At 61.2% G+C, this 20,981-nt stretch carries 17 protein-coding genes; 12 read left to right on the top strand and 5 right to left on the bottom strand.

The genetic code is table 11. The features are described 5' to 3' along the window. The first annotated feature begins 213 nt into the window (after positions 1–213). The 6 genes from PG898_RS11350 to PG898_RS11325 all read left to right on the top strand — a co-directional run bounded on the left by PG898_RS11350 (position 214) and on the right by PG898_RS11325 (position 7,819). Entirely contained in the window at positions 214–654 is a 441-nt protein-coding gene (locus PG898_RS11350) for a universal stress protein (protein WP_005332596.1), read from the top strand. 243 nt (positions 655–897) lie between these two features. Then, positions 898–2,061 (top strand): efflux RND transporter periplasmic adaptor subunit, encoded by a 1,164-nt coding sequence (locus PG898_RS11345; protein WP_005332598.1) that lies wholly within the window; start codon positions 898–900, stop codon positions 2,059–2,061. After that, positions 2,058–4,097 carry a MacB family efflux pump subunit gene (locus tag PG898_RS11340; RefSeq protein ID WP_042649836.1) on the top strand — a complete coding sequence of 680 codons (2,040 nt, stop codon included), beginning with the start codon at positions 2,058–2,060 and terminating at the stop codon, positions 4,095–4,097. Before PG898_RS11345 ends, PG898_RS11340 begins: the two co-directional genes overlap by 4 nt. A gap of 68 nt (positions 4,098–4,165) precedes the next feature. Continuing rightward, positions 4,166–5,515 carry an efflux transporter outer membrane subunit gene (locus PG898_RS11335; RefSeq protein WP_005332609.1) on the top strand — a complete coding sequence of 450 codons (1,350 nt, stop codon included), beginning with the start codon at positions 4,166–4,168 and terminating at the stop codon, positions 5,513–5,515. Positions 5,516–5,646: 131 nt separating this feature from the next. Continuing rightward, the gene (locus PG898_RS11330; RefSeq protein WP_270824201.1) at positions 5,647–6,453 is read left to right on the top strand and encodes a siderophore-interacting protein; all 807 of its coding nucleotides are present in this window, start codon (positions 5,647–5,649) and stop codon (positions 6,451–6,453) included. A 259-nt stretch (positions 6,454–6,712) separates the two neighbouring features. Then, complete coding sequence (locus tag PG898_RS11325; protein ID WP_270824202.1) at positions 6,713–7,819, top strand: 3-deoxy-7-phosphoheptulonate synthase; 1,107 nt, start codon at positions 6,713–6,715, stop codon at positions 7,817–7,819. A 475-nt stretch (positions 7,820–8,294) separates the two neighbouring features. On the opposite strand, the gene PG898_RS11320 is transcribed toward PG898_RS11325, so the two are convergent. Continuing rightward, on the bottom strand, positions 8,295–8,702 hold the full coding sequence (locus PG898_RS11320; RefSeq protein WP_005332615.1) for an H-NS family histone-like protein: 408 nt from the start codon (positions 8,700–8,702) through the stop codon (positions 8,295–8,297). Between the two features lie 408 nt (positions 8,703–9,110). After that, positions 9,111–10,055 carry a DNA-binding transcriptional regulator DsdC gene (dsdC, locus tag PG898_RS11315; RefSeq protein WP_043132497.1) on the bottom strand — a complete coding sequence of 315 codons (945 nt, stop codon included), beginning with the start codon at positions 10,053–10,055 and terminating at the stop codon, positions 9,111–9,113. A gap of 230 nt (positions 10,056–10,285) precedes the next feature. On the opposite strand from dsdC, the gene dsdX reads away from it, so the two are divergent. From dsdX to PG898_RS11300, 3 genes are all read left to right on the top strand, one after another. Further along, the gene (gene dsdX / locus PG898_RS11310) at positions 10,286–11,623 is read left to right on the top strand and encodes a D-serine transporter DsdX (protein ID WP_043132495.1); all 1,338 of its coding nucleotides are present in this window, start codon (positions 10,286–10,288) and stop codon (positions 11,621–11,623) included. A 17-nt stretch (positions 11,624–11,640) separates the two neighbouring features. Continuing rightward, positions 11,641–12,972 (top strand): D-serine ammonia-lyase, encoded by a 1,332-nt coding sequence (locus PG898_RS11305; RefSeq protein ID WP_270824203.1) that lies wholly within the window; start codon positions 11,641–11,643, stop codon positions 12,970–12,972. Between the two features lie 330 nt (positions 12,973–13,302). Continuing rightward, positions 13,303–13,479 (top strand): hypothetical protein, encoded by a 177-nt coding sequence (locus PG898_RS11300; protein ID WP_005328937.1) that lies wholly within the window; start codon positions 13,303–13,305, stop codon positions 13,477–13,479. A 94-nt stretch (positions 13,480–13,573) separates the two neighbouring features. On the opposite strand, the gene icd is transcribed toward PG898_RS11300, so the two are convergent. Both icd and PG898_RS11290 read right to left on the bottom strand, forming a co-directional pair. Beyond that, positions 13,574–14,827: an NADP-dependent isocitrate dehydrogenase gene (gene icd, locus PG898_RS11295; RefSeq protein ID WP_005328927.1), complete on the bottom strand. Its 1,254-nt coding sequence runs from the start codon at positions 14,825–14,827 to the stop codon at positions 13,574–13,576. Positions 14,828–15,022: 195 nt separating this feature from the next. Continuing rightward, on the bottom strand, positions 15,023–15,898 hold the full coding sequence (locus PG898_RS11290; protein WP_041205357.1) for a helix-turn-helix transcriptional regulator: 876 nt from the start codon (positions 15,896–15,898) through the stop codon (positions 15,023–15,025). 129 nt (positions 15,899–16,027) lie between these two features. On the opposite strand from PG898_RS11290, the gene manA reads away from it, so the two are divergent. Together manA and PG898_RS11280 are read left to right on the top strand one after the other, a co-directional pair. Then, entirely contained in the window at positions 16,028–17,227 is a 1,200-nt protein-coding gene (gene manA / locus PG898_RS11285; protein WP_226172073.1) for a mannose-6-phosphate isomerase, class I, read from the top strand. A 188-nt stretch (positions 17,228–17,415) separates the two neighbouring features. After that, positions 17,416–17,964: a YgjV family protein gene (locus tag PG898_RS11280; RefSeq protein ID WP_005328921.1), complete on the top strand. Its 549-nt coding sequence runs from the start codon at positions 17,416–17,418 to the stop codon at positions 17,962–17,964. A 139-nt stretch (positions 17,965–18,103) separates the two neighbouring features. Here the strand turns inward: PG898_RS11280 and PG898_RS11275 are convergent, their stop codons facing one another. Then, positions 18,104–18,253 (bottom strand): hypothetical protein, encoded by a 150-nt coding sequence (locus PG898_RS11275; protein WP_005328920.1) that lies wholly within the window; start codon positions 18,251–18,253, stop codon positions 18,104–18,106. A gap of 674 nt (positions 18,254–18,927) precedes the next feature. Between PG898_RS11275 and PG898_RS11270 the strand changes: the two genes are divergently transcribed. Next, on the top strand, positions 18,928–20,814 hold the full coding sequence (locus PG898_RS11270) for a PTS fructose transporter subunit EIIC (RefSeq protein WP_005328918.1): 1,887 nt from the start codon (positions 18,928–18,930) through the stop codon (positions 20,812–20,814). Positions 20,815–20,981 lie beyond the last annotated feature (167 nt).

Raw genomic sequence — 20,981 nt, 5'->3', positions numbered from 1 at the left:
GGGGGCCATGGACGGCATGTCTTCATTTTCCATTCAACTGCGTCTGTTATGCTGATGTAAACAAAGGTGATTTTGCGCGCCCTCCCCGACAAAGGATGAAGTCTGGCGCTCAAGACAGACGAGTGAGAACCATGCAATACAGGGCGGGATCATTGTGGTAGGGGGCAGATCCTTTGTCCCCGGTGACCCGCGCCATGCCAAGGAGAACTGCTGATGACCCACACCAACATAGTGCTGTTGCTGGAAGGCAAGGATTACGAGCAGGAGACGCTGGCCAAGGCGAGCCGCCTGGCACAGGGGCTGGGGTGCGCTCTGACCCTGTTGCACCTGACGCACAGCAGCAAGGTGCGCCGCAAGAGCCTGTCGCTGTCCGAGGAAGAGCGCAGTGCCCAGGGAACCCTGGATGCCAAGGCCATCATCAGCGAACTCATCACCCTGCTGCCCCATCCGGTGGATTACCACTGCCTGGTGGTCGATGACGTGGTCAGGGATCTGGGCCAGTGGCTGAGCACCCACCCTGCCTCGCTCCTGCTGGTCGGCAGCCGCCACCACTGGATGGAGGGATCCTTGGCCCGCCTGCTTATCTACAAGCTGCCCGTCGATATCCAGATCTGCCACGAGCCCTATGCCGAGCAGCTCAAGGCCGTCGGCTGAGTACCCGGGAGCCCGCTCAACGAGCGGGCTCCCTGCATTTCTCCCCTCGGTAGACCTCACGCCCCCTTGCACAGCCCCCAGCGGATATCATGCCGGCCTCCCCCTCTCCTCCGGCGGTCACCCGGCCCCTTAATTGACAACTTCATCTACATGATTTCTTACACATTGCTCGCTTCTTTTTAAGTGCCATTTGCTGCAGGATATCGCCCTTGCACGCCTTCGCTCGTTTCGTTCAGGTGATAAATGAAGACTCTTCCAAAACCAGGCAAATATGCCCTGCTTGCCCTGGCACTGCTGGCCCTCGTGGTCTGGCTGGCCTGGCCCGGCAAGACCCAGGGCCCGGTGCTAACCGCCACAGTGACCCGTCAGGATGTGGAGCAGACGGTGCTGGCCAGCGGTGTACTGCAGGCCATAGAGCAGGTGGATGTGGGAGCCCAAGTCTCGGGTCAGGTCACCTATCTGGCGGTGGAAGCCGGGCAACAGGTCAAGCAGGGAGATCTGCTGGCAGAGATAGATCCCCTTATCGCCCAGAACAACCTCAAGACCGCGGAGGCCGAACTGGTCAGCCGCCGTGCCCAGCTCAAGATCAAGCAGGCCCAGCTCAAGCAGAACGAGTTGACCTGGCGCCGCCAGCAGCAGATGTTCCGGCAGGAGGCGAGCTCTCGAGCAGATCTTGAGAGCGCCGAAGCGCAGCTCGCCGTCACCCGGGCCGAACTGCAAAGCACCCAGGCCGATATAGACAACGCCCTGATCAAGGTGGAGCGTGCCAAGACGGAGCTCGGCTATAACCGCATCCAGGCCCCCATGGATGGCACAGTGGTCAGCATAGTGACCCGCCAGGGGCAGACCCTGGCCGCCAGCCAGACGGTCCCGACCCTGCTCAAGCTCGCCAACCTCGATACCATGACGGTCAAGGCGCAGATCTCGGAGGCGGATGTCACCAAGGTCAGAGCCGGCATGCCGGTCTACTTCACCCTGATCGGAGACCCGGACCGCCGCTATCACGGCACCCTGCGCACGGTCGAGCTGGCCCCCACCAACATCAACGAGCAGAGCGCCAACACCACGACCACCAGCAATGCCGCCATCTACTATTACGCCCTGTTCGATGTGCCCAACCCCGACCATCAGCTGAGGGTCGCCATGACGACCCAGGTCACCATAGTGCTGGGTGAACGCAAACAGGTATTGGCCATCCCCCAGACCGCCCTCGGCAAGAAGCTGGGGGAGCACGAATATGAAGTCACCCTGCTCAAGGAGGACGGGCAGAAAGAGACCCGCCGCATCAAGACCGGCATGAAGGATGACATCAAGATAGAGGTGGTGAGCGGCCTGAACGAGCAGGACAAGGTCATCCTGGATCAGGGCAAGCCCGTCCAGCACGATGAGAGTGAGATGGCACCGTGAGCGAGCCCCTGATCCAGCTCAAGGGCATAGAGCGCCGCTATCAGAGCGGGGAGCACGAGGTGACCGTGCTGCACCCGCTGGATCTGGCCATAGCGGCGGGGGAGATGGTGGCCATCGTCGGTGCCTCCGGCTCTGGCAAGTCCACCCTGATGAACCTGCTGGGCTGCCTCGATCGCCCGAGCGGCGGCCAATACCTGTTTCGTGGTCAGGACACCGCCGGCCTGGATGCCCTGGCCCTGGCACGACTGCGTTGCCACCACTTCGGCTTCATCTTCCAGCGCTACCATCTGCTGCCCCATCTGGATGCGGCCGCCAACGTGGAGATCCCCGCCATCTATGCCGGCACCTCCCGCCCCGAGCGCCAGATACGTGCCCGCACCCTGCTGACCCGCCTGGGCTTGAGCGATCGCAGCCACCACAGGCCGGGCCAGCTCTCCGGCGGCCAGCAGCAGCGGGTCAGCATAGCCCGGGCGCTGGCCAATGGCGGCGAGGTGATCCTGGCGGACGAGCCCACCGGCGCCCTCGACAGCCACAGCGGCAAGGAGGTGATGGCCATCCTGAAGGAACTGCACGCCCAGGGTCACACCATCATTCTGGTGACCCACGACATGGCGGTGGCCAACCACGCAAATCGCATCATCACCCTGCGGGACGGACGCGTGGTGGAAGACAGCGGCCAGCTGGCTGCCAGCTCCCCCATCTCCCCGGATAAAGCCCACGGGGTGGAAGAGCGTCAGCAGATAGCACAAGCCGCCACCGACCCAGCCGCCGGGCAGAAAGCCCACGAGCCAGCGCCGGACCGGATCCCAGCCGCGTCAGTCGCCAGACGCGGCAGCCAGGGCTGGGATCGCTACCGGGAGGCGGGTCGCATGGCCCTGCACGCCATGCTGGCCCACCGCATGCGCACCTTCCTCACCATGCTCGGCATCATCATCGGTATCGCCGCCGTGGTCAGCGTGGTGGCGCTGGGCCAGGGGGCCCGCGCCAAGGTGATCGACGACATCAACGCCATGGGCACCAATACCATCGACATCTTCCCCGGCAAGGACTGGGGCGACGAGAAGGCCGCCAGCATCCAGACCCTGAACGAGCGGGATCTCGACGCCCTGCTCGGCCAGCCCTATCTGGAGGGGGCCAGCCCCCAGATCGCCACCTCGGGTCAGCTCCGTTATCGCAACAAGACCAGCAGTGGCAGCGTGGTGGGAGTCGGCAGCGACTTCTTTCGGGTCAAGGGGATGACCCTCACCCAGGGCCGACTGCTCGACGAGCGGGACATCCGCAGCCGGGCGGCGGTGGCCGTGGTGGATGGCAAGACCATCACGAGCCTGCTCGGCAAGACGGATCCCGTCGGCCAGGTGGTGCTGGTCGGCACCCTACCGGTGCGCATCGTGGGGGTCGTCAGCCAGGAGACCGGCTTCGGCCGCAGCAGCCAGTCGGTCAATGTCTGGCTGCCTTACAGCGCCGTGATGAGCCGCCTCATCTCCCAGAGCCACTTCAGCCAGATCACCATAAGGGTCAAGGACGGGGTCCAGCCCGCGCTGGCCGAGCAGGCCGCAGTGGCGCTCTTGACCCAGCGCCACGGGGTGAAGGATTTCTTCACCTTCAGCAGCGACAGCATCGTCAAGTCGGTGGAGAAGACCACGGCCACCCTGACGCTGCTGGTCTCCGCCATTGCGGTGATCTCCCTCATCGTCGGTGGGGTCGGGGTGATGAACATCATGCTGGTGTCCGTGGTGGAGCGCACCCGCGAGATAGGGATCCGCATCGCCGTCGGCGCCCGCCAGTCCGACATCCTGCAGCAGTTTCTGATCGAGGCTGTGATGGTCAGCCTGCTGGGGGGCCTGCTCGGTATCGGCCTTGCCATGTTCATCGGGTTTGTCTTCTCCCTGCTCGTGGAAAGTTTCCAGATGCGCTTTTCGCTCTTCTCCATCCTGATGGCCTTCGGTTGCTCCTCGCTCATCGGGATCCTGTTTGGTTACCTGCCCGCCCGCAATGCGGCCCGGCTCGATCCGGTCGAGGCACTGGCGAGGGAATGATGATGCACAACTTGTCCGGCCCGAGGCTTCGCCTCTCATCCAACCAACAGCGCAGCCTCTTGTCGAGAATGGCGCTCAGCCTGGTGCTCACCACCTGCCTCGGTGCCTGCAGCCAGCAGAGCACCTACCACAGGCCCGAACTGGACGTGGCGCCAGCGTGGCAGCAGGATGCCCGGGATCTTGGCGGCCTGCAGGCCGGGCTCTGGTGGCAGGGGTTCCGGGATCCCGCCCTCGACCAGCTGGTCGATGAGGTGCTCGCGGCCAACCCGGACATGCAGGTCGCGGGGCTCAGGCTCAAGAGCGCCCTGCTCGGTGCCGATCTCGCCGACACCAACCTCACCCCGTCGGTCAACGCCAGCCTGGGGGCGAGCGGCAACAAGAACATGAAGGATGGCAGCGCCAGCAGCAACCTTGGCCCTTCCTTCAACCTGAGCTATGAAGTGGATCTCTGGGGCAGACTGGCCGCGGCAAGGGATCAGGCGCAGTGGGAGGCACAAGCCAGCGAACAGGATCTGGCCGCCACCCGATTGCTGCTCATCGGCAAGACCCTGGAGCAATACTGGCAGCTGGCCTACCTCGGCTCGGCCATCTCCCTGGGCGAGCGTCAGCTGGCCAACTACGAGCGGATAGAGCGGCTGACCCGGGCAAAATATGACGCCGGGGCCGTCACCCGCCTCGATCTGGTGCAGGCCAGCCAACAGAAAGCCGGCAAACAGGCGGAGCTCTCCTCCCTCACCCTGCAACGGGAGCAGGCCGGCAATGCCCTGCGCCTGCTGCTCGGCCGCAGCAGCGGTCCGCTGGAGTTCGCCCCGACCTCCCTCGCCATGGGCCCCATTCCGACGCTGGCGGTCGGCATCCCGGCCGATGTGCTGAGCAGGCGCCCAGACGTGCGGGCCGCCGAGCTGCGCCTTCGCAAGACGCTGGCCAGGGGTGACGAGATCCGTACCGGTTTCTACCCCACCCTCAGCCTCACCGGTGGCGCCAGCACCACCTCGGACACCCTGACCCAGGTGCTGCAGAACCCGGTGGGGACCCTGGGTGCGACCCTGGCGCTTCCCTTCCTCGAGTACAACAAGACCCGGCTCTCCATCGCGAGCTCCGAGATTGACTATCAGATAGCCGAGACCGAGTTTCGCAAGCAGCTCTATACGGCCCTGCTGGAGGTGGAAGACGGCCTGGCCGCTCGCCAGCAGGGGGAGCAGCGACTGCGTTATCTCGAGCAGCAGCTGGCCTACGCCAAAGAGGCCGAGCGGCTGGCGGGGGCCCGTTTCCTGGCAGGCGCCACCGGGGTTCAGCCCTGGCTGGACGAGCAGAATCGACTGTGGGATGCCGAGCTCGGCGTGCTGGCCCAGCAACAGAGCCAGCTAAAGACCATGGCCGGGATCTACCGGGCGCTGGGAGGCAGCGATCGGAGCTAGAGCCAGGTCAACCCCACGGCAGCCAGCATGGCCTCCATGCTGGCTGCCCTTGCCCTCACCCGCCACAAAGCAATTGATAATAATTTTCATTTAATGAAAAATGAGCGCTCTCGTCTGTCAGGAGTACTCAAATGTCACAGTCCGCCCCGGTCAATCGCCCTCGCCTGCTCACCGTCAAGCATGTCCACGATGTGAGCCCTCATCTGCGCCGAGTCTGCCTGACCAGCCCTGAACTGGCGGATTACCCCTTCAGCTGTGGCGGTGCCCATATCAAGATCATGCTGCCCCGGCCGGGCCAGAGCGAGGTAGTGCTGCCAACCCCGACCCCCAAGGGGCCCCGTTGGGAAGATCCGAGCCAGAAACCCGTGATCCGCACTTTCACCATTCGCGCCTTCCGCCGCGAGGCCCTGGAGATCGACATCGACTTCGCCCTGCACGGCGATGTCGGCCCCGCCAGCCGTTTCGCCCTCCACGCCAAGCCGGGGGACAGGCTCGCCATCTCGGGCCCGGGCGGTCCGGACCCCATGTTGCAGGTGGCCAAGCACTACTACATGGCCGGCGATCTCACCTCCCTGCCCGCCATCAGCGCCATGGCCGAGGTGATGCCGGCAGAGGCCAGGGGCCATATCGCCCTGCTGGTGCCCCATCAGGAAGATGTGCAGGATCTGTCGCAGCCCGAAGGGGTCAGCCTGCGCTGGTTTGTCGGCACGCCGGACCAGACCGGCCCCCTGGTGGAGCACTTCACCGCCCTGCCCATGACCGCCGAGGGGAGCTATTTCTGGTTCGGGGGGGAAGAGGGTCTGGTGGTGCCTCTGCGCCGTCATGTCAGGCGTGCGCTGGAGATAGATCGTTCACAGGTCTATGCGGTGCCTTACTGGCGCAGCGGCAAGGATGAAGACGCCTACCATCAGGATCGTCACGTCGTGATGGATAGCTGATAACACCCTGTATTCCTTGCTCTTATCAGGCCTTCTCCCGCTCGGGAGCGGGCCTGATTGCCATTCTCACCTCCCTTTTTACGGCCCGCCCCCCATCTTTGGTGATCCTCTCGGTAGTGCTTGCATTTGAGACGGACAGCAAGATAATGATAATCACTCTCAACAATGACGATGTGTGCCGGACACAGATCCCCTGATCCAGACGCCCGAGCGTTCCAGACACCTCGTCGACCCCATTTGCACAGCAAGGTAATCCCAGATGGCTGTTTTGAATTCGGTAATGCGCGCCTTCGCGGTGGAGGCGCTCCCCACCCCTGCCGACCTGTTGGCACAGCATCCCTGCCCGGCCAACATGGCGCAGCACATTGACCATCACCGCCACCAGGTGCGCCAGATCCTGAGCGGGGCAGACGATCGCCTGCTGGTGGTGATAGGTCCCTGCTCCATCCATGATCCCGTCGCTGCCCTCGACTATGCCAAGAGGCTGGCACGGTTCGCCGTCGCCTATGAGGACAGGCTGCAAATAGTGATGCGCACCTATTTCGAGAAGCCGCGCACCACAGTCGGCTGGAAGGGGCTGGTATTCGATCCTCATCTCGATGGCAGCAACGACATCGGTCACGGGCTCCACCTGGCCCGTCAGCTGCTGCTCGACATCAACCGGCTGGGGCTGGCCACCGCCACCGAGTTTCTCGATACCACCAGCTTCCTCTATCTGGCGGATCTCGTCAGCTGGGGAGCGATCGGTGCTCGCACCACCGAATCCCAGGTACACAGACAATTGGCCTCGGCCCTGCCCTGCCCGGTCGGCTTCAAGAACGGCACGGATGGCAACATCCGGGTGGCCATCGATGCCATCCTGGCCAGCGAGGCCTCCCATCTGTTCACCGCCCCCGGCAGCCAGGGGGGCATGGTGGTGATCAAGAGCGAGGGCAACCCGAGCGGCCATATCATATTGCGTGGCGGTACCCTGCCAAACTACCACCAGAGCGACGTGATGGACGCGGCCGAGCGCCTGGTGCGCCAGGGGCTCAACCCTCGGCTGATGGTGGATTGCAGCCACGGCAACAGCCAGAAATTGCACCAGAACCAGCTTCGGGTCGCCGAGGAGCTCTGCCGCCAATTGCGGGGCGGGAGCAATACCATCGCCGCCGTCATGGTCGAAAGCTTCCTGCAGGGGGGCAGCCAGAAACCGGCGCCACTGAGTGAGCTGCAATATGGCTTGTCGGTCACCGATGCCTGCCTCTGCTGGGAGGAGAGTGAAACCCTGCTGGCCATGCTGGCCGATGCCATCGAGGCGCGTCGTCAATGTTCAAACAGGCGCGCCATTCCCCTTCGCAATGAAGTCAGCCAGCCTGTCAGCTAACACATTTCCTATTTCTCCACAGCGGGGTCGCCAGACCCCGATTCACATCTTCGGCCTGGGTAAATGACATTCACATATTGTCCTGGCAAGGGTGTCAAATAGAGCAGTCATGAGGGAAGAAATTGGTACAAGAGGGACAATGTCTCCCCATGATAGAAAAATGGGCAGACAGGCAGAGCGAGAGATACACCGGCAACCCCACCTATTTCATCCCATCGTGACGCCCGCTAATTTGTTGTCTTGTGCCATCAGAGATAACAAATGGGCTGTATGAGTCCTCATCGTGTGGCTGACAACACGCCACAGAGATTAGCTTCCCGCTAATGGATCCTTTTTATTGGCCCATGATGGTCATGGCTATTCCGGATAGGTAATCGTAATTCGGTGTCATCTTCTCTGGACAATAGAACAACAGGATCCTGAAAGTAATAATGCCGCCCCTTGGGCGGCATTATTGATGAAGCGATCCTGGCAATCAGATCAGGAAGTCGTTCAGATCCTTGCCCAGCGCAACTTGCTCGGCAATGGCTTTGGGCATGCGGCCCTGGCCGGTCCAGGTCTTCTCCTGGCCATCTTCCTGATACTTGTATTTGGCAGGGCGCGGAGCGCGCTTGCTCTTGGTCGCGCCAGCAGCTGCCGGAGCGGCCACGCTGCCGATCAGCTCGCGCGGATCGATGCCAGCCTGTTGCAGCATCTCGGTAAACTCGCTCAGCTTGCGCTGACGCTCTTCCTGCTCGGCCCGCTCTTGCTCTACGGACTCGGCACGCTCGTTATATACCAGATCAAACTTTTCTTTCGCTTCTTGCAGTTGCTCAAACGGCAGTTCACGAATGGCAGCACGCAAGCTGCGAATGTTCAGCAGAACCTTCAGAAACTCGTTCATTACTTCCTCACAGAATTATTTTTGTATGTCACAGGGATTACACATTCTGAGAATAGCATGTCCGCTCGATAACAACATAATGATTTTATAGTGCCGGAGCAATTCCTGGCACCTGGATGTCATTATTCCCTGTGGTTAATTCACGCCGTCACTCTTATCAGATGGTCCACTCAACAGACATTATTTCTTCAACACAGCTTAATCGGTGCCAGTTTCCCAAAGTATTCATCAGCCAGATAAAAGAGGTGCCATCCAAGCACCGCCATGTATATATCCCACCCCATTTCGCCATCAACACAGCTCGGTGTTCCATGTACAAATATTGGCCGCACCATCCGGGCATCGGATGAAAAAGCACCATAGCCAAACCGTGCAGCGCCATGCATCAAGGGCACTCTTCTCCCTGGCTCAGCCAATTTCCTTTGCCTGGGCGCTTATCCATTCGATGAATGCCTGGATCTTGGGGCATTGGCGATGGGGGAGCGTGGCCATGTAGTAACGTTGATTGCAGCGAACCGCCTTGCCCGGGAAAGGCTCCACCAGTTCGTTGCGCTCCAGCCGCTGGCGCACCAGGTTCTTGCGGCCCATGGCCACGCCGGCGTGATTCATGGCGGCGATGATGGCGAGATCGGAACGATCGAAGCCCATGCTCGACTGGCAGCCATCGAGGGAGACATCGGCCTGGCGAGCCCAGCTGCACCACTCGTCGGTATCCGAGTCATATCCCCAGGCCTGCCTGTCGTGCAGCAGGCGACAGTGGTTCAAGTTATCCGGGTTATTCAGCAACTGGTGTCGCTCGGCATATTCGGGGCTGCACACCGGCACCATGTATTCATCCATCAGCGGGTGGATGGCGAGCCGCTCCGGCACCTTGTCATCGAAATAGATCGTCAGATCGATACCATAGCCGTGCAGATTGACGTTCTCGTTGCCTGTCATGATGTTGAGATCGATCTGGGGATGCAGGCGAGAAAAATCCGCGAGCCGCGGCACCAGCCAGCACTGGGCGATGGAGGGACGGGAGTAGACGGTCAGGGAACCGGACAGCTCCTGATTCTTGATCTCCAGGATCTCCTGGTTGATGAACTCCAGCGATGACTTGAGCGCCCAGAACACCCGCTGCCCCTCCGTCGTCAGCACCACCTTGCGATGAAAGCGCTGGAACAGCTTGAAGCCGAGCTCCTCTTCCAGCGCGCTGATCCTGTGGCTCACCGCACTCGGGCTGAGCGCCAGCTCATCCGCCGCCAGGGCAAAGGAGCTGTGGCGGGCCGCCGCCTCGAAGGTGTGCAGCTTGGAGAGCTGATAGCCGCTGAGCAGCTTGTTTCTCGATACGTAGTTGTCTTCGGTATACATCCGCCTTCCCCGTCACAGGCTCAACATCGCCGTCATGATATCCCGGATGACCTGATTCAGGGTGAGGCAACCGAACCCAAGTCACATAAATACCGCTAAATGTGATGAATGTGGCACCTTTGCATCAACCCAGCTCATCCAAGAGGCCATTTTCATCATTTGTCAGCCCGACGTCCTTCCCGTTCAATAGGCCCATCATTTATCTCTAATCATCCTTGTCGAGGCGCAGTATGAATTCTGAAGTGTGGGTCGTCGGTACCTTGCTGACTAGCATCATTCTGATTGTCGTCACCATAGTGAAGGGCAAGGTACATCCTTTCCTCGCCTTGCTGCTGGCGAGCTTCTATGTGGGCACCATGATGGGAATGAACCCCGTCAAGATGGTCAATGCCATGGAAGAGGGCATAGGCGGCACCTTGGGCTTTCTCGCCGCCGTCATCGGCCTTGGTACCATACTCGGCAAGATGATGGAGGTGTCGGGGGCGGCGGAGCGCATCGGCCTCGCCCTGCAGAAGTGCCGCTGGCTTTCGCCCCAGGTGATCATGGTGCTGGTCGGTCTGGTGTGCGGCATCACGCTGTTTGTCGAGGTCGGGGTGGTGCTGCTCATTCCGCTGGCCTTCTCCATCGCCCGCAAGACCAGAACCTCGCTGCTGACCCTGGCCATTCCGCTCTGTACCGCCCTGATGGCCGTGCACTGCATAGTGCCGCCCCACCCGGCCGCCCTCTATGTCACCAACCAGCTGGGTGCCGATGTGGGATCCGTCATCGTCTATGGCCTCGCGGTCGGACTCTTTGCCTCCCTGGTGGGCGGCCCGCTGTTTCTGAAGCTGCTCGGCAAGCGGGTGCCATTCAAGGAGGTGCCCGACGCCTTTGCCGACATCCAGGCCCGCGATGAGGCAAGCCTCCCTACCTTGAGTGCCTCCCTCTTCACCGTGCTGCTGCCCATCTTGTTGATGCTGGCCAAGACGGTGGCCGAGCTCAACATGGATCACGCAAGCCACCTCTATACCGTGCTGGAGTTTATCGGCAACCCCATCACCGCCATGTTCATCGCCGCCTTCACCGCCTATTACGTACTGGGGATCCGTCAGCGTATGAAGATGGAAGGGCTGCTGGACCAGACAGAGCAGTGCTTCTCCTCCATTGCCAACATCTTGCTGATCATCGGCGCGGGTGGCGCCTTCAACGGCGTACTCAAGGCCAGCGGCCTGGGGGACAGCCTGGCGACCATCCTCTCCCAGCTGGACATGCACCCCATACTGCTGGCCTGGCTGGTCGCCATCATATTGCACGCCGCCGTGGGCTCGGCCACCGTCGCCATGATGGGGGCCACCGCCATCGTCTCCCCCATCATGGTGCACTACCCCGAGATAAGCCCCGAGATCATGACGCTCGCCATCGGCTCAGGCGCCATCGGCTGCACCATGGTGACAGACTCCCTGTTCTGGCTGGTCAAACAGTATTGCGGTGCCACCCTGAACGAAACGCTCAAGTACTACACCAGTGCCACCTTTGTCGCCTCCCTGATGGCGCTGGCCGGTACCTTCCTGCTCTCCTATATCGTGTAACAAGACCGAGACATCCCATGAAAAACATCGACGTCCAACAACTCATTACCCAATTCCCGCTGGTTCGCTCCCTGATCGCACTCGAACCCGTGACCTGGTTCAACCCCAAGGCCACCACGCTGGCGGTCGGTCTGCCCTATGTGGGCCTGGATGGCAACGATGTGGCGGATGCCTCCGCCCGCCTCGCCCGCTTCGCCCCCTACATGTGCGACGCCTTCCCCGAGACCCGCGTCAGCAAGGGCATTCTGGAGTCCGAGATCGCCGCCATCCCGGCCATGCAGGCAACGCTCAATGCGCGTTACGGCATCGAGGTAACCGGCAAGTTGCTGCTGAAAAAAGACAGCCACCTGCCCATCTCCGGCTCCATCAAGGCCCGTGGCGGCATCTATGAGGTGCTGACCCACGCCGAACGGCTGGCCATCAAGGCCGGGTTGCTCTGCGAGGAGGACGACTATCGCAAGCTGTTCACGGACGAGTTCCGCCAGTTCTTCGGCCAGTACAGCATTGCGGTGGGCTCGACCGGCAACCTCGGCATGTCCATCGGCATCATGAGTGCCAAGCTCGGTTTCACCGTCACCGTCCACATGTCTGCCGATGCGCGGGAGTGGAAGAAGCGCAAGTTGCGCGAACATGGCGTCATCGTGGTGGAATATGCCGAAGATTACGGGGTAGCGGTGGAGCAGGGTCGCAAGGAAGCCGAGCGCGATCCCAACTGCTTCTTCATCGACGACGAGAACTCCCGCACCCTGTTCCTCGGCTACTCGGTGGCGGGCGAGCGGGTGAAGAAGCAGTTCGACGAGATGGGCATCAAAGTGGATGCCGAGCATCCGCTGTTCGTCTACCTGCCCTGCGGCGTCGGTGGCGGCCCGGGCGGCGTGGCCTTTGGCCTCAAACTCGCGTTCGGGGACAACGTCCACTGCTTCTTCGCAGAACCGACCCACTCCCCCTGCATGTTGCTCGGGGTCCACACCGGCTTGCACGATGCCATTGCAGTGCAAGATCTCGGGATCGACAACCTCACCGCCGCCGACGGTCTCGCGGTGGGGCGCGCCTCCGGTTTCGTCGGCCGCGCCATGGAGCGGCTGCTGTCGGGCTTCTACACCCTGAGCGATCAGGAGATGTATGACCTGCTGGGGCTGCTGGCGCGGGATGAGCAGATCAAGCTCGAGCCCTCCGCCCTGGCAGGCATGCCGGGCCCCTGGCAGGTCAGTGCCGATGGCGAGTGGCAGACATCGCACGGTCTGGATGCCCGACGCATGATGCAGGCCACCCACCTGGTCTGGGCCACCGGCGGTGGCATGGTGCCCGCCGAGGAGATGGAAAAATACCTCGCCACTGCCCACCTCTGATCTTTTTTTCAACTAAAAAACCCGCCACCCTGGCGGGTTTTTCTCTTCTGGGATCAGCAAGATGGCATGCTCTTTGCCCAAGCTTTGCCGTTCCCCCTCCCCTTCCTCCTGCCGTCAATCCCCCCAAGTTGGTTATTTTGTGATACGATAGGGGCCGTTTTTTGACATCTGCGCCCCGTTGTCGCCTTGATCCTGCAAGATCACCACCCAGTCCGGTGGGCACAACACGCGGCGGCGCAGCACCACAAGTGACCCGGTTGAGTCAATGCTGGCGGCCTGTGCCAGCGAGCGACACGACACCAGGGACACCTTAGATAAGGAGATCGGGCTATGAAACAGTATCAAAGCTGGCTTGGACAATATCTGATGAGCCGTCGCGATGGCGATCACGCCATGGCGTCCGAGCTCGCCAACTCCATCTGCGAGTTCTGGCAGACGCAGGGCGATGAAGCCGAAAGCAGCAAGTGGCAACAGCTCTATCAACAGCACGTGGAAAAGACCACCTGATCACAGGTGCACCTTCAGGCCAGCGGCCTGTCACCCATAAAAAAACCGGCGCTCAGGGCGCCGGTTTTGCATTTTTTGCATTAAGAGAACCGGATTACATCTGGTCGACCATGTCCTGGGCGAACTGGGAGCAGGAGCGCAGGGTGGCACCTTCCATCAGACGCTCGAAGTCATAAGTCACGGTCTTGTTGGCGATGGCTGCCTCCATGCCCTTGACGATAAGATCGGCCGCTTCGACCCAGCCCATATGGCGCAGCATCATCTCGGCGGAGAGGATGAGGGAACCCGGGTTGACCTTGTCCTGGCCGGCGTATTTCGGCGCAGTACCGTGGGTTGCCTCGAACAGGGCCACGCCGTCACCGATGTTGGCACCCGGCGCTATGCCAATACCACCGACCTGAGCGGCCAGGGCGTCGGAGATGTAGTCACCGTTGAGGTTCATGCAGGCGATGACGTCATACTCGGCCGGACGCAGCAGTATCTGTTGCAGGAAGGCATCGGCGATGACGTCCTTGACGATGATGGTCTTGCCGGTCTTCGGGTTCTTGAAGGAACACCAGGGGCCGCCGTCGATGAGCTGGGCATCGTACTCTTTCTGGGCCAGGGCATAGCCCCAATCCTTGAAGGCACCTTCGGTGAACTTCATGATGTTGCCCTTGTGCACCAGGGTCACGGAGTCGCGATCGTTGTCGATGGCGTACTCGATGGCGGCACGGACCAGACGCTCGGTACCGGCCTTGGACATGGGCTTGATGCCGATGCCGCAGGACTCGGGGAAGCGGATCTTCTTCACGCCCATCTCGTTTTGCAGGAAGGCGATCACCTTCTTGGCTTCATCGCTGTCCGCCTTCCACTCGATGCCGGCGTAGATGTCTTCGGCGTTCTCGCGGAAGATCACCATGTCGGTCAGCTCGGGGTGCTTGACCGGGCTCGGGGTCCCTTCGTAGTAACGAACCGGGCGCAGGCAGATGTAGAGATCCAGCTCCTGACGCAGGGCCACGTTGAGGGAGCGAATACCGCCACCGACCGGGGTGGTCAGCGGGCCCTTGATGGCCACGCAGTATTCACGAATGAAATCCAGGGTTTCGGCCGGCAGCCAGGCACCTTCGCCATAGACATGAGTCGATTTCTCGCCGGTATAAATCTCCATCCAGGCGATCTTGCGCTCGCCCTTGTAGGCTTTCTCGACCGCAGCGTTCACCACGTTCAGCATGGCCGGGGTCACGTCCACACCTATACCATCCCCTTCGATAAACGGAATGATGGGATTGTGGGGAACCTGCAGCTTGCCGCTGGCATCGACGGTGATTTTCTGACCCTGGGTCGGGATAACTACTTTGCTTTCCATCGGCATCTCCTAACTTCCGTTTGTTATCAATCTGATCGTTGATCGTTGCGCGCGGCCATCTTAGCCCATCCATTTGCATAATCAAATGGCGGGCGTGCATGTCCGACCATAGTCGAGTACTGGATCACAATGCCCACCCTCTCCCCCCGGGATGAGGATCCTGCCATTGCCATCGAGGCATGGCGCCAGCCTTTGTCATGGCGTCAGGCTCTCGCTCTGCCCCTGGGGCTGGCTCAGGGCGCGGTACTGGGAGGGGGTGAGCCCGGTCTTCTGCTTGAACACCCGGCAGAAATAGTTCACATCCATGTAACCACAGCGGCTCGCCACCTCTTCGAGACGGAAGCGGTATTTTTTCAGCATGAACTTGGCCCTATCGATGCGTACCCAGCTGATGTAGTCCGCCAGGCGCATGTGGCCCTGCTCGCGAAACAGGTGGGAGAGGTGGCTCGCCGAGACGTTGAAGCGGTGGGCAATGGAATCACGGCTGATGGGGCGGTGAAAATTCTCCTGGATATAGATGCAGATGCCGTGAAACAGCTCAGCCCCTCGCGGCCGCTCGAAGGCGGACTCCGTCAGCAGTTGACGGGCGCTGGTGAGCAGCGCCTGCAACAGGTGGTTGTCGGTGGGGGAGCGGCCCTGATCTTCCACCAGCACGTTGAGGGCCGCCAGTATGTGTTCGTTCACATGACCGGCCCGGGCCATGATGCTGTGCTTTTGCACGTCGAAGAAATCCGGGTCCTCCCGCCGTTTGCTCACCAGGCTGAAACCGAGCTGACGCTTGCCAAACAGCAGGCTCAGCACAGAGCAGTCCGTGGTCCAGAGCGGCTTGTTCCAGCCGTTGGGGGGGATGTAGAGCGCCTGCCCCGGCAACACGCTGACCTCCTGGCAACCCGACTCCCTGTCCCAGATCTGGTTGAGGTACTCACCGCTGAACACCAGCTCGAGGCGCGGGAAGTTGACCTGATAGCTGAAGCCGGGGGGCACCCCCTGATCCTGGGCGAACCAGATCTGCTCGAAGGGAACTTGGTCGTGGAGAGCGCCGTCGAGCAGCTGGCTGAAGATGAGTGACATGATGATCCCGATCAAGAGAGAGGCAAGCGATTGCGGCGGCAAAGGCCGCCCATGTTATAGTCCGGGCCGGACCGTCAATTCCACCCTTTTCTTCACCCGACTTTCTTCACACCAAATGAGGCGTCCCTTATGAGCAGTCGCGATCTGCCCTCCTTTTTGTTGATGCAAAATCCGATTCAAGGCTACGACTGGGGCAGCCATGACGCCCTGACCACCCTGTTTGGCATCCCCAATCCAACTGGCAAACCCCAGGCGGAACTCTGGATGGGGGCCCACCCCAACGGCTGCTCCGAGGTGGTGCTGGCGGGGGATGTGCAGAAACTCTCGACCCTGATAAACAGCGCCCCCGCCACCGTGTTGGGGGACGCCACCCAGGCCCGCTTCGGCAGCCTGCCCTTCCTGTTCAAGGTGCTGTGCGCCGAAAATGCCCTCTCCATCCAGGTGCACCCAAGCAAGGCCCAGGCTGAAGCCGGTTTTGCCAGGGAAGAGGCCGCCGGCATCGATATCAAGGCGAGCAATCGCAACTACAAGGACCCCAACCACAAGCCGGAGCTGGTGTTTGCCCTCACCCCCTATCAGGCGATGAACGGCTTTCGCGCCATTCCCGCCATCCTGGCGCTGTTCGAGCGGGTCAAGCTGGCGACCATCGCCGATCTGGTCGCGGACCTTGCCGCCAATCAGAACGAAGCGGGCTTGCAACACTTCTTCCACCAGTTGCTGATCCTGACCGGGCCACGCAAGGAAGACGCCCTGGCGGGTCTGCTGGCCTATGCCGCCGCCCATCAGGACGAGGAGACCTTTGCCCTCGTCACCAGTCTGGCCGCCCAGTATCCGGGGGATGTGGGCCTCTTCTCGCCGCTCTTGCTGAACGTGGTGACCCTGCAGCCGGGTCAGGCCATGTATCTGGATGCCTGCACCCCCCACGCCTATGTGCGCGGCACCGGCCTCGAGATCATGGCCAACTCCGACAACGTGCTACGCGCCGGGCTGACCCCCAAGTACATAGACGTGGCCGAGCTGCTGGACTGCACCCGCTGCCTGGCCAAGCCGGACGACCAGATCCTGCTCAGTCCCCGCATGGAAGGCGCCGTGCAGCACTACGACGTCCCCGTACCGGACTTCACCTTCAGCGTCTACCCGGCTGGTGAGCATGCACTCACCACCGCCAGCGCCGAGATCCTGTTTGCCATCGATGGCACCGTCATCCTTCAGCAAGGTAAGCAGTCACTGCGCCTGGAGAAAGGGCAATCCGCCTTTATCCCCGCCGCCACCGGCAGCTACCAGCTGCTGGCCGATGGCCGGGTCGCCCGTGCTGGCAACCGCTGCTAAGACATCATCAGCAACATCGTGAATAGACGAGGGCCATCTTCTGATGGCCCTCGCTTCGAAGGCTTCCCCATGCATGATCCCTTGACTCCATCAGTCCCGCTCACCGCCCAGCTTCCCAAGGCGCAGCCAATTCTTAGCCCGCGCAATGAACGCTGGGTGCGAACACGGTTCCTGCGCCGGGGTGGCCTGTGAGCCTGGATCTCGGCGGACTGATGCCGCTCTGGACGCTGTTCCAGCAACAACCTCTGGCACAGGGCATCGGCCTCGCCGCCATGCTGGTCGGGATCAGCGCCTTCCGGCAACGGGATGACGGGCGCTTTCGGTTGCGGCTCTGCCTCTATCAGGCGGCCATCGCCCTCCACTTCTTCCTGATGGGGGCCGGCACCGCGGCCCTCAGTGCAGGCCTCAGTTGCATTCGCACCACCGCCTCTGGGTACACCCGCAGCCCCTGGGTGATGCTGTTGTTCCTGCTTCTGGTCTGGGGGCTCGGCATTCCCGGGATCACCAGCGCGGTACAGTGGCTGCCCATCATAGGTACCACCATCGGCACCTGGGGACTGTTTCGGGCCCAGGGCATCACGCTGCGACTCAGCATGCTGGCGGGTGGCCTGTGCTGGACCAGCCACAACATCTTGATCGGCTCCATCGGCGGCAGCCTGATTGAGCTGAGCTTCCTGTTCGTCAACTGCCACACCATGTACCGCATGTGGCGACAACCGCAGTCGAGCCCTGCCTGATCCCTTGCCCTCAGGTGTCGCTGGCCGCAGTCAAGGAATGAGGAAGGCCGATAGCGGCCTTGAAAAAAACCACCGCCCTGAGTCAGGGCGGTGGTTTTTCATTATCTGCTCAACCGATGGCCATCACGGCCGTCGGGGGCTAGTGTTCTGCCGCTTCCGGCTGGGGAGCTTCCGAGCGTTCCCGCTGCAGTTCATCGACCCTGGCTTGCCATTTGTCATGGGCCTGTTTTTGCCCTTGTGACTCGAATTCCTGGCGCATGGTGTCGATTTCTTGGTCAAGTTTTTCCATCAGGATGTCTCCTTGTATCTCGGGTTACACACTGGCTGACGGCGCTGTTGGCCAACCTGCTCTATTCGATTGGACACCAATTATTCCCCGATTGTCCAACTAAATAAACGATTTATTATGCAAAAGCCAATCTATAAAACAGCAAAAAGCCTCTTGTGAGACCATATTAAACCCTCCAGAACAGGCGCGACAAAAACACACATTTAGCTTAATTATCAATTACTTGAATTCATAACACCCGACCTTTCCGCCGCCCTTTTCGAGGCCATCTGGTTATGCACATATTTTTTCACGCCCTCCGCTCAACTCCGCCTTGCCGGTGCACAACCGCTCCCGGGCCACACTTTTGCCGGATGGCTCACATTTCAGGGCGCGGCCATGGCGCACAAATCTCCAATCCTCTCGCCTGACTTTGGGTCGGCATGTCGCCGCCACCTTCTGATAAGATCGTCAAAAAACAAATCAACCATCTGTTTTAAAAAGAAATAAAAAATAATCCTCCGTTCTGGAAAGACGATATCAAAATGCGAACGGGGTCACAGGATGAGGTGGGCGACACAAAAATCCAGTAAAGGGCACATATGTCCGATTTCGACCCGGGGGTAAGGGCGAAACAATAGGCGGGTCAATTGTTACTCATCACAACGGCTCCAAGAAGGAGCCAGGAGACACCTATGCTCACCTCCTTGATAGACGAAGGACTGATCTGCCTTGACATAGCGGCCAATGACAAACAGGGGCTCTTTGTGGAGCTGGCTGCCCGGCTCAAGGCCAGCGGCAAGATAGCCAATCAGGATCAATTCGTGCGCGACCTCTGGGCGCGAGAAAACCTCGACAACACAGGGTTTGAACAGGGAGTTGCCCTGCCCCACGCCAAGAGCGAGGCGGTGCTGCAGCCCGCCATCGTCATCGGCATCAGCCGTCAGGGCATCGACTACGGCGCCGAAGATGGCTTGCCCTCCAGGCTGTTCTTCATGATTGCCTCCCCGGCAGGGGGCGCCAACCACCATATCGAGGTGCTGGCCGAGCTCTCCACCAAGCTGCTGGAGCCCGGCTTCATTGCCGGAATGCAGGCTGCCACCAGCAAGGCAGAGGTGCTCAAGCTGCTGGCGGCGGCGCCTCCGACCAGCCTCCGACCACAGACAAAAGTTCAACCCCAGCCGTCAGAGCCGGTCGATCGCAGCCTCAAGGGCCAGCTCAATACCCTCAAGCAGCACCTGCTGTTCGGCACCTCCCACATGATCCCCTTCATCGTCGCGGGGGGCGTCTTGCTGTCACTCTCGGTGATGATGAGCGGCAAGGGTGCCGTACCCGAGGCCGGGGTACTCAAGGACATGGCCGACATGGGGATCGCGGGGCTGACCCTGTTTACCGCCGTGCTCGGTGGCTATATCGCCTACTCCATGGCGGACAAACCGGGCCTGGCCCCCGGCATGATCGGCTCCTGGATTGCGGTGCAGCAGTTCCACACTGGCTTTCTCGGCGCCATCCTGGTGGGCTTTATCGCCGGCCTCATCGTCAATCAGCTCAAACGCATCAAGCTGCCGGACTCCATGAGTTCGCTCGGCTCCATCTTCATCTACCCGCTGATCGGCACCTTCCTGGTGTGCGGCATCGTCATGTGGGTCATCGGGGCGCCCATCGCCGCCATGATGGAGGGGATGAACCACTGGCTCTCCAGCATGGCGGGCTCCGGCAAGGTGATGCTGGGCGCCATCCTCGGCGGCATGACCGCCTTTGACATGGGCGGCCCCATCAACAAGGTCGCCACCCTGTTCGCCCAGACCCAGGTCAACACCCAACCCTGGCTGATGGGGGGTGTCGGCATCGCCATCTGCGTGCCGCCGCTCGGCATGGCGCTGGCGACCCTGCTCTCGCCCAAGCGCTACAAGAAGGAGGAGCGTGAAGCAGGCAAGGCGGCCGCCATCATGGGCATGATCGGCATCAGCGAGGGGGCCATTCCCTTTGCCGCCGCCGATCCGGTGCGCGTCATCCCGGCCATCGTCGCGGGCGGCATCGTCGGCAACGTCACCGGCTTCATGATGCACAGCATCAACCACGCCCCTTGGGGCGGCTGGATAGTACTGCCGGTGGTGGAAGGCAAGATGGGCTATATCCTCGGCACCATCCTCGGTGCCCTGACCACGGCCCTTGTCGTCAACCTGCTGAAAAAGCCGGTGACCGACGAGGAAGAGGTCACCACCCCGGATGGCGGCTATGAGGCCATCGAAGCAGAAGGAGAAGCTGACGTACTCGCCATCACCGCCTGCCCCTCCGGCGTCGCCCATACCTTCCTCGCCGCCAAGAGCCTGCAAAAGGCGGCCGCCAAGGCGGGGATCAAGCTGAAAGTGGAGACCCAGGGCGCCAACGGCATCATCAACCGCATCACGGCAAAGGACGTGGCCAACGCCCGCTGCGTCATCCTGGCCCATGACGTGGCCATCAAGCACCGGGATCGCTTCGCCAATATCGACATCATCGATGTCAAAACGAAGGATGCTATCCACAATCCAGATGGATTGCTGGCCCGCACCCTGGAAGGCAGCAGCAAGGTAGCCTGACGAGGCTGAATTAGCCGTGCTGAACATAAGGGGCCCCGAGGCCCCTTTTTGCCGTGGCAGGAGATGCGGTTGCGAGCTCACCGCCCCTGCACCACGCCTTGCCATCCCCATAAGCAATCCGGCGCCAATGGTGGGCGCCGGATAGGTCGTGGTGACTGCTCAGCCAG

Origin of the sequence: Aeromonas sp. QDB31 (assembly GCF_027707605.1) — a bacterium.
Classification (GTDB): Bacteria; Pseudomonadota; Gammaproteobacteria; order Enterobacterales; family Aeromonadaceae; genus Aeromonas; species Aeromonas media.
This window is presented reverse-complemented; position numbering and strand designations above follow the sequence as displayed.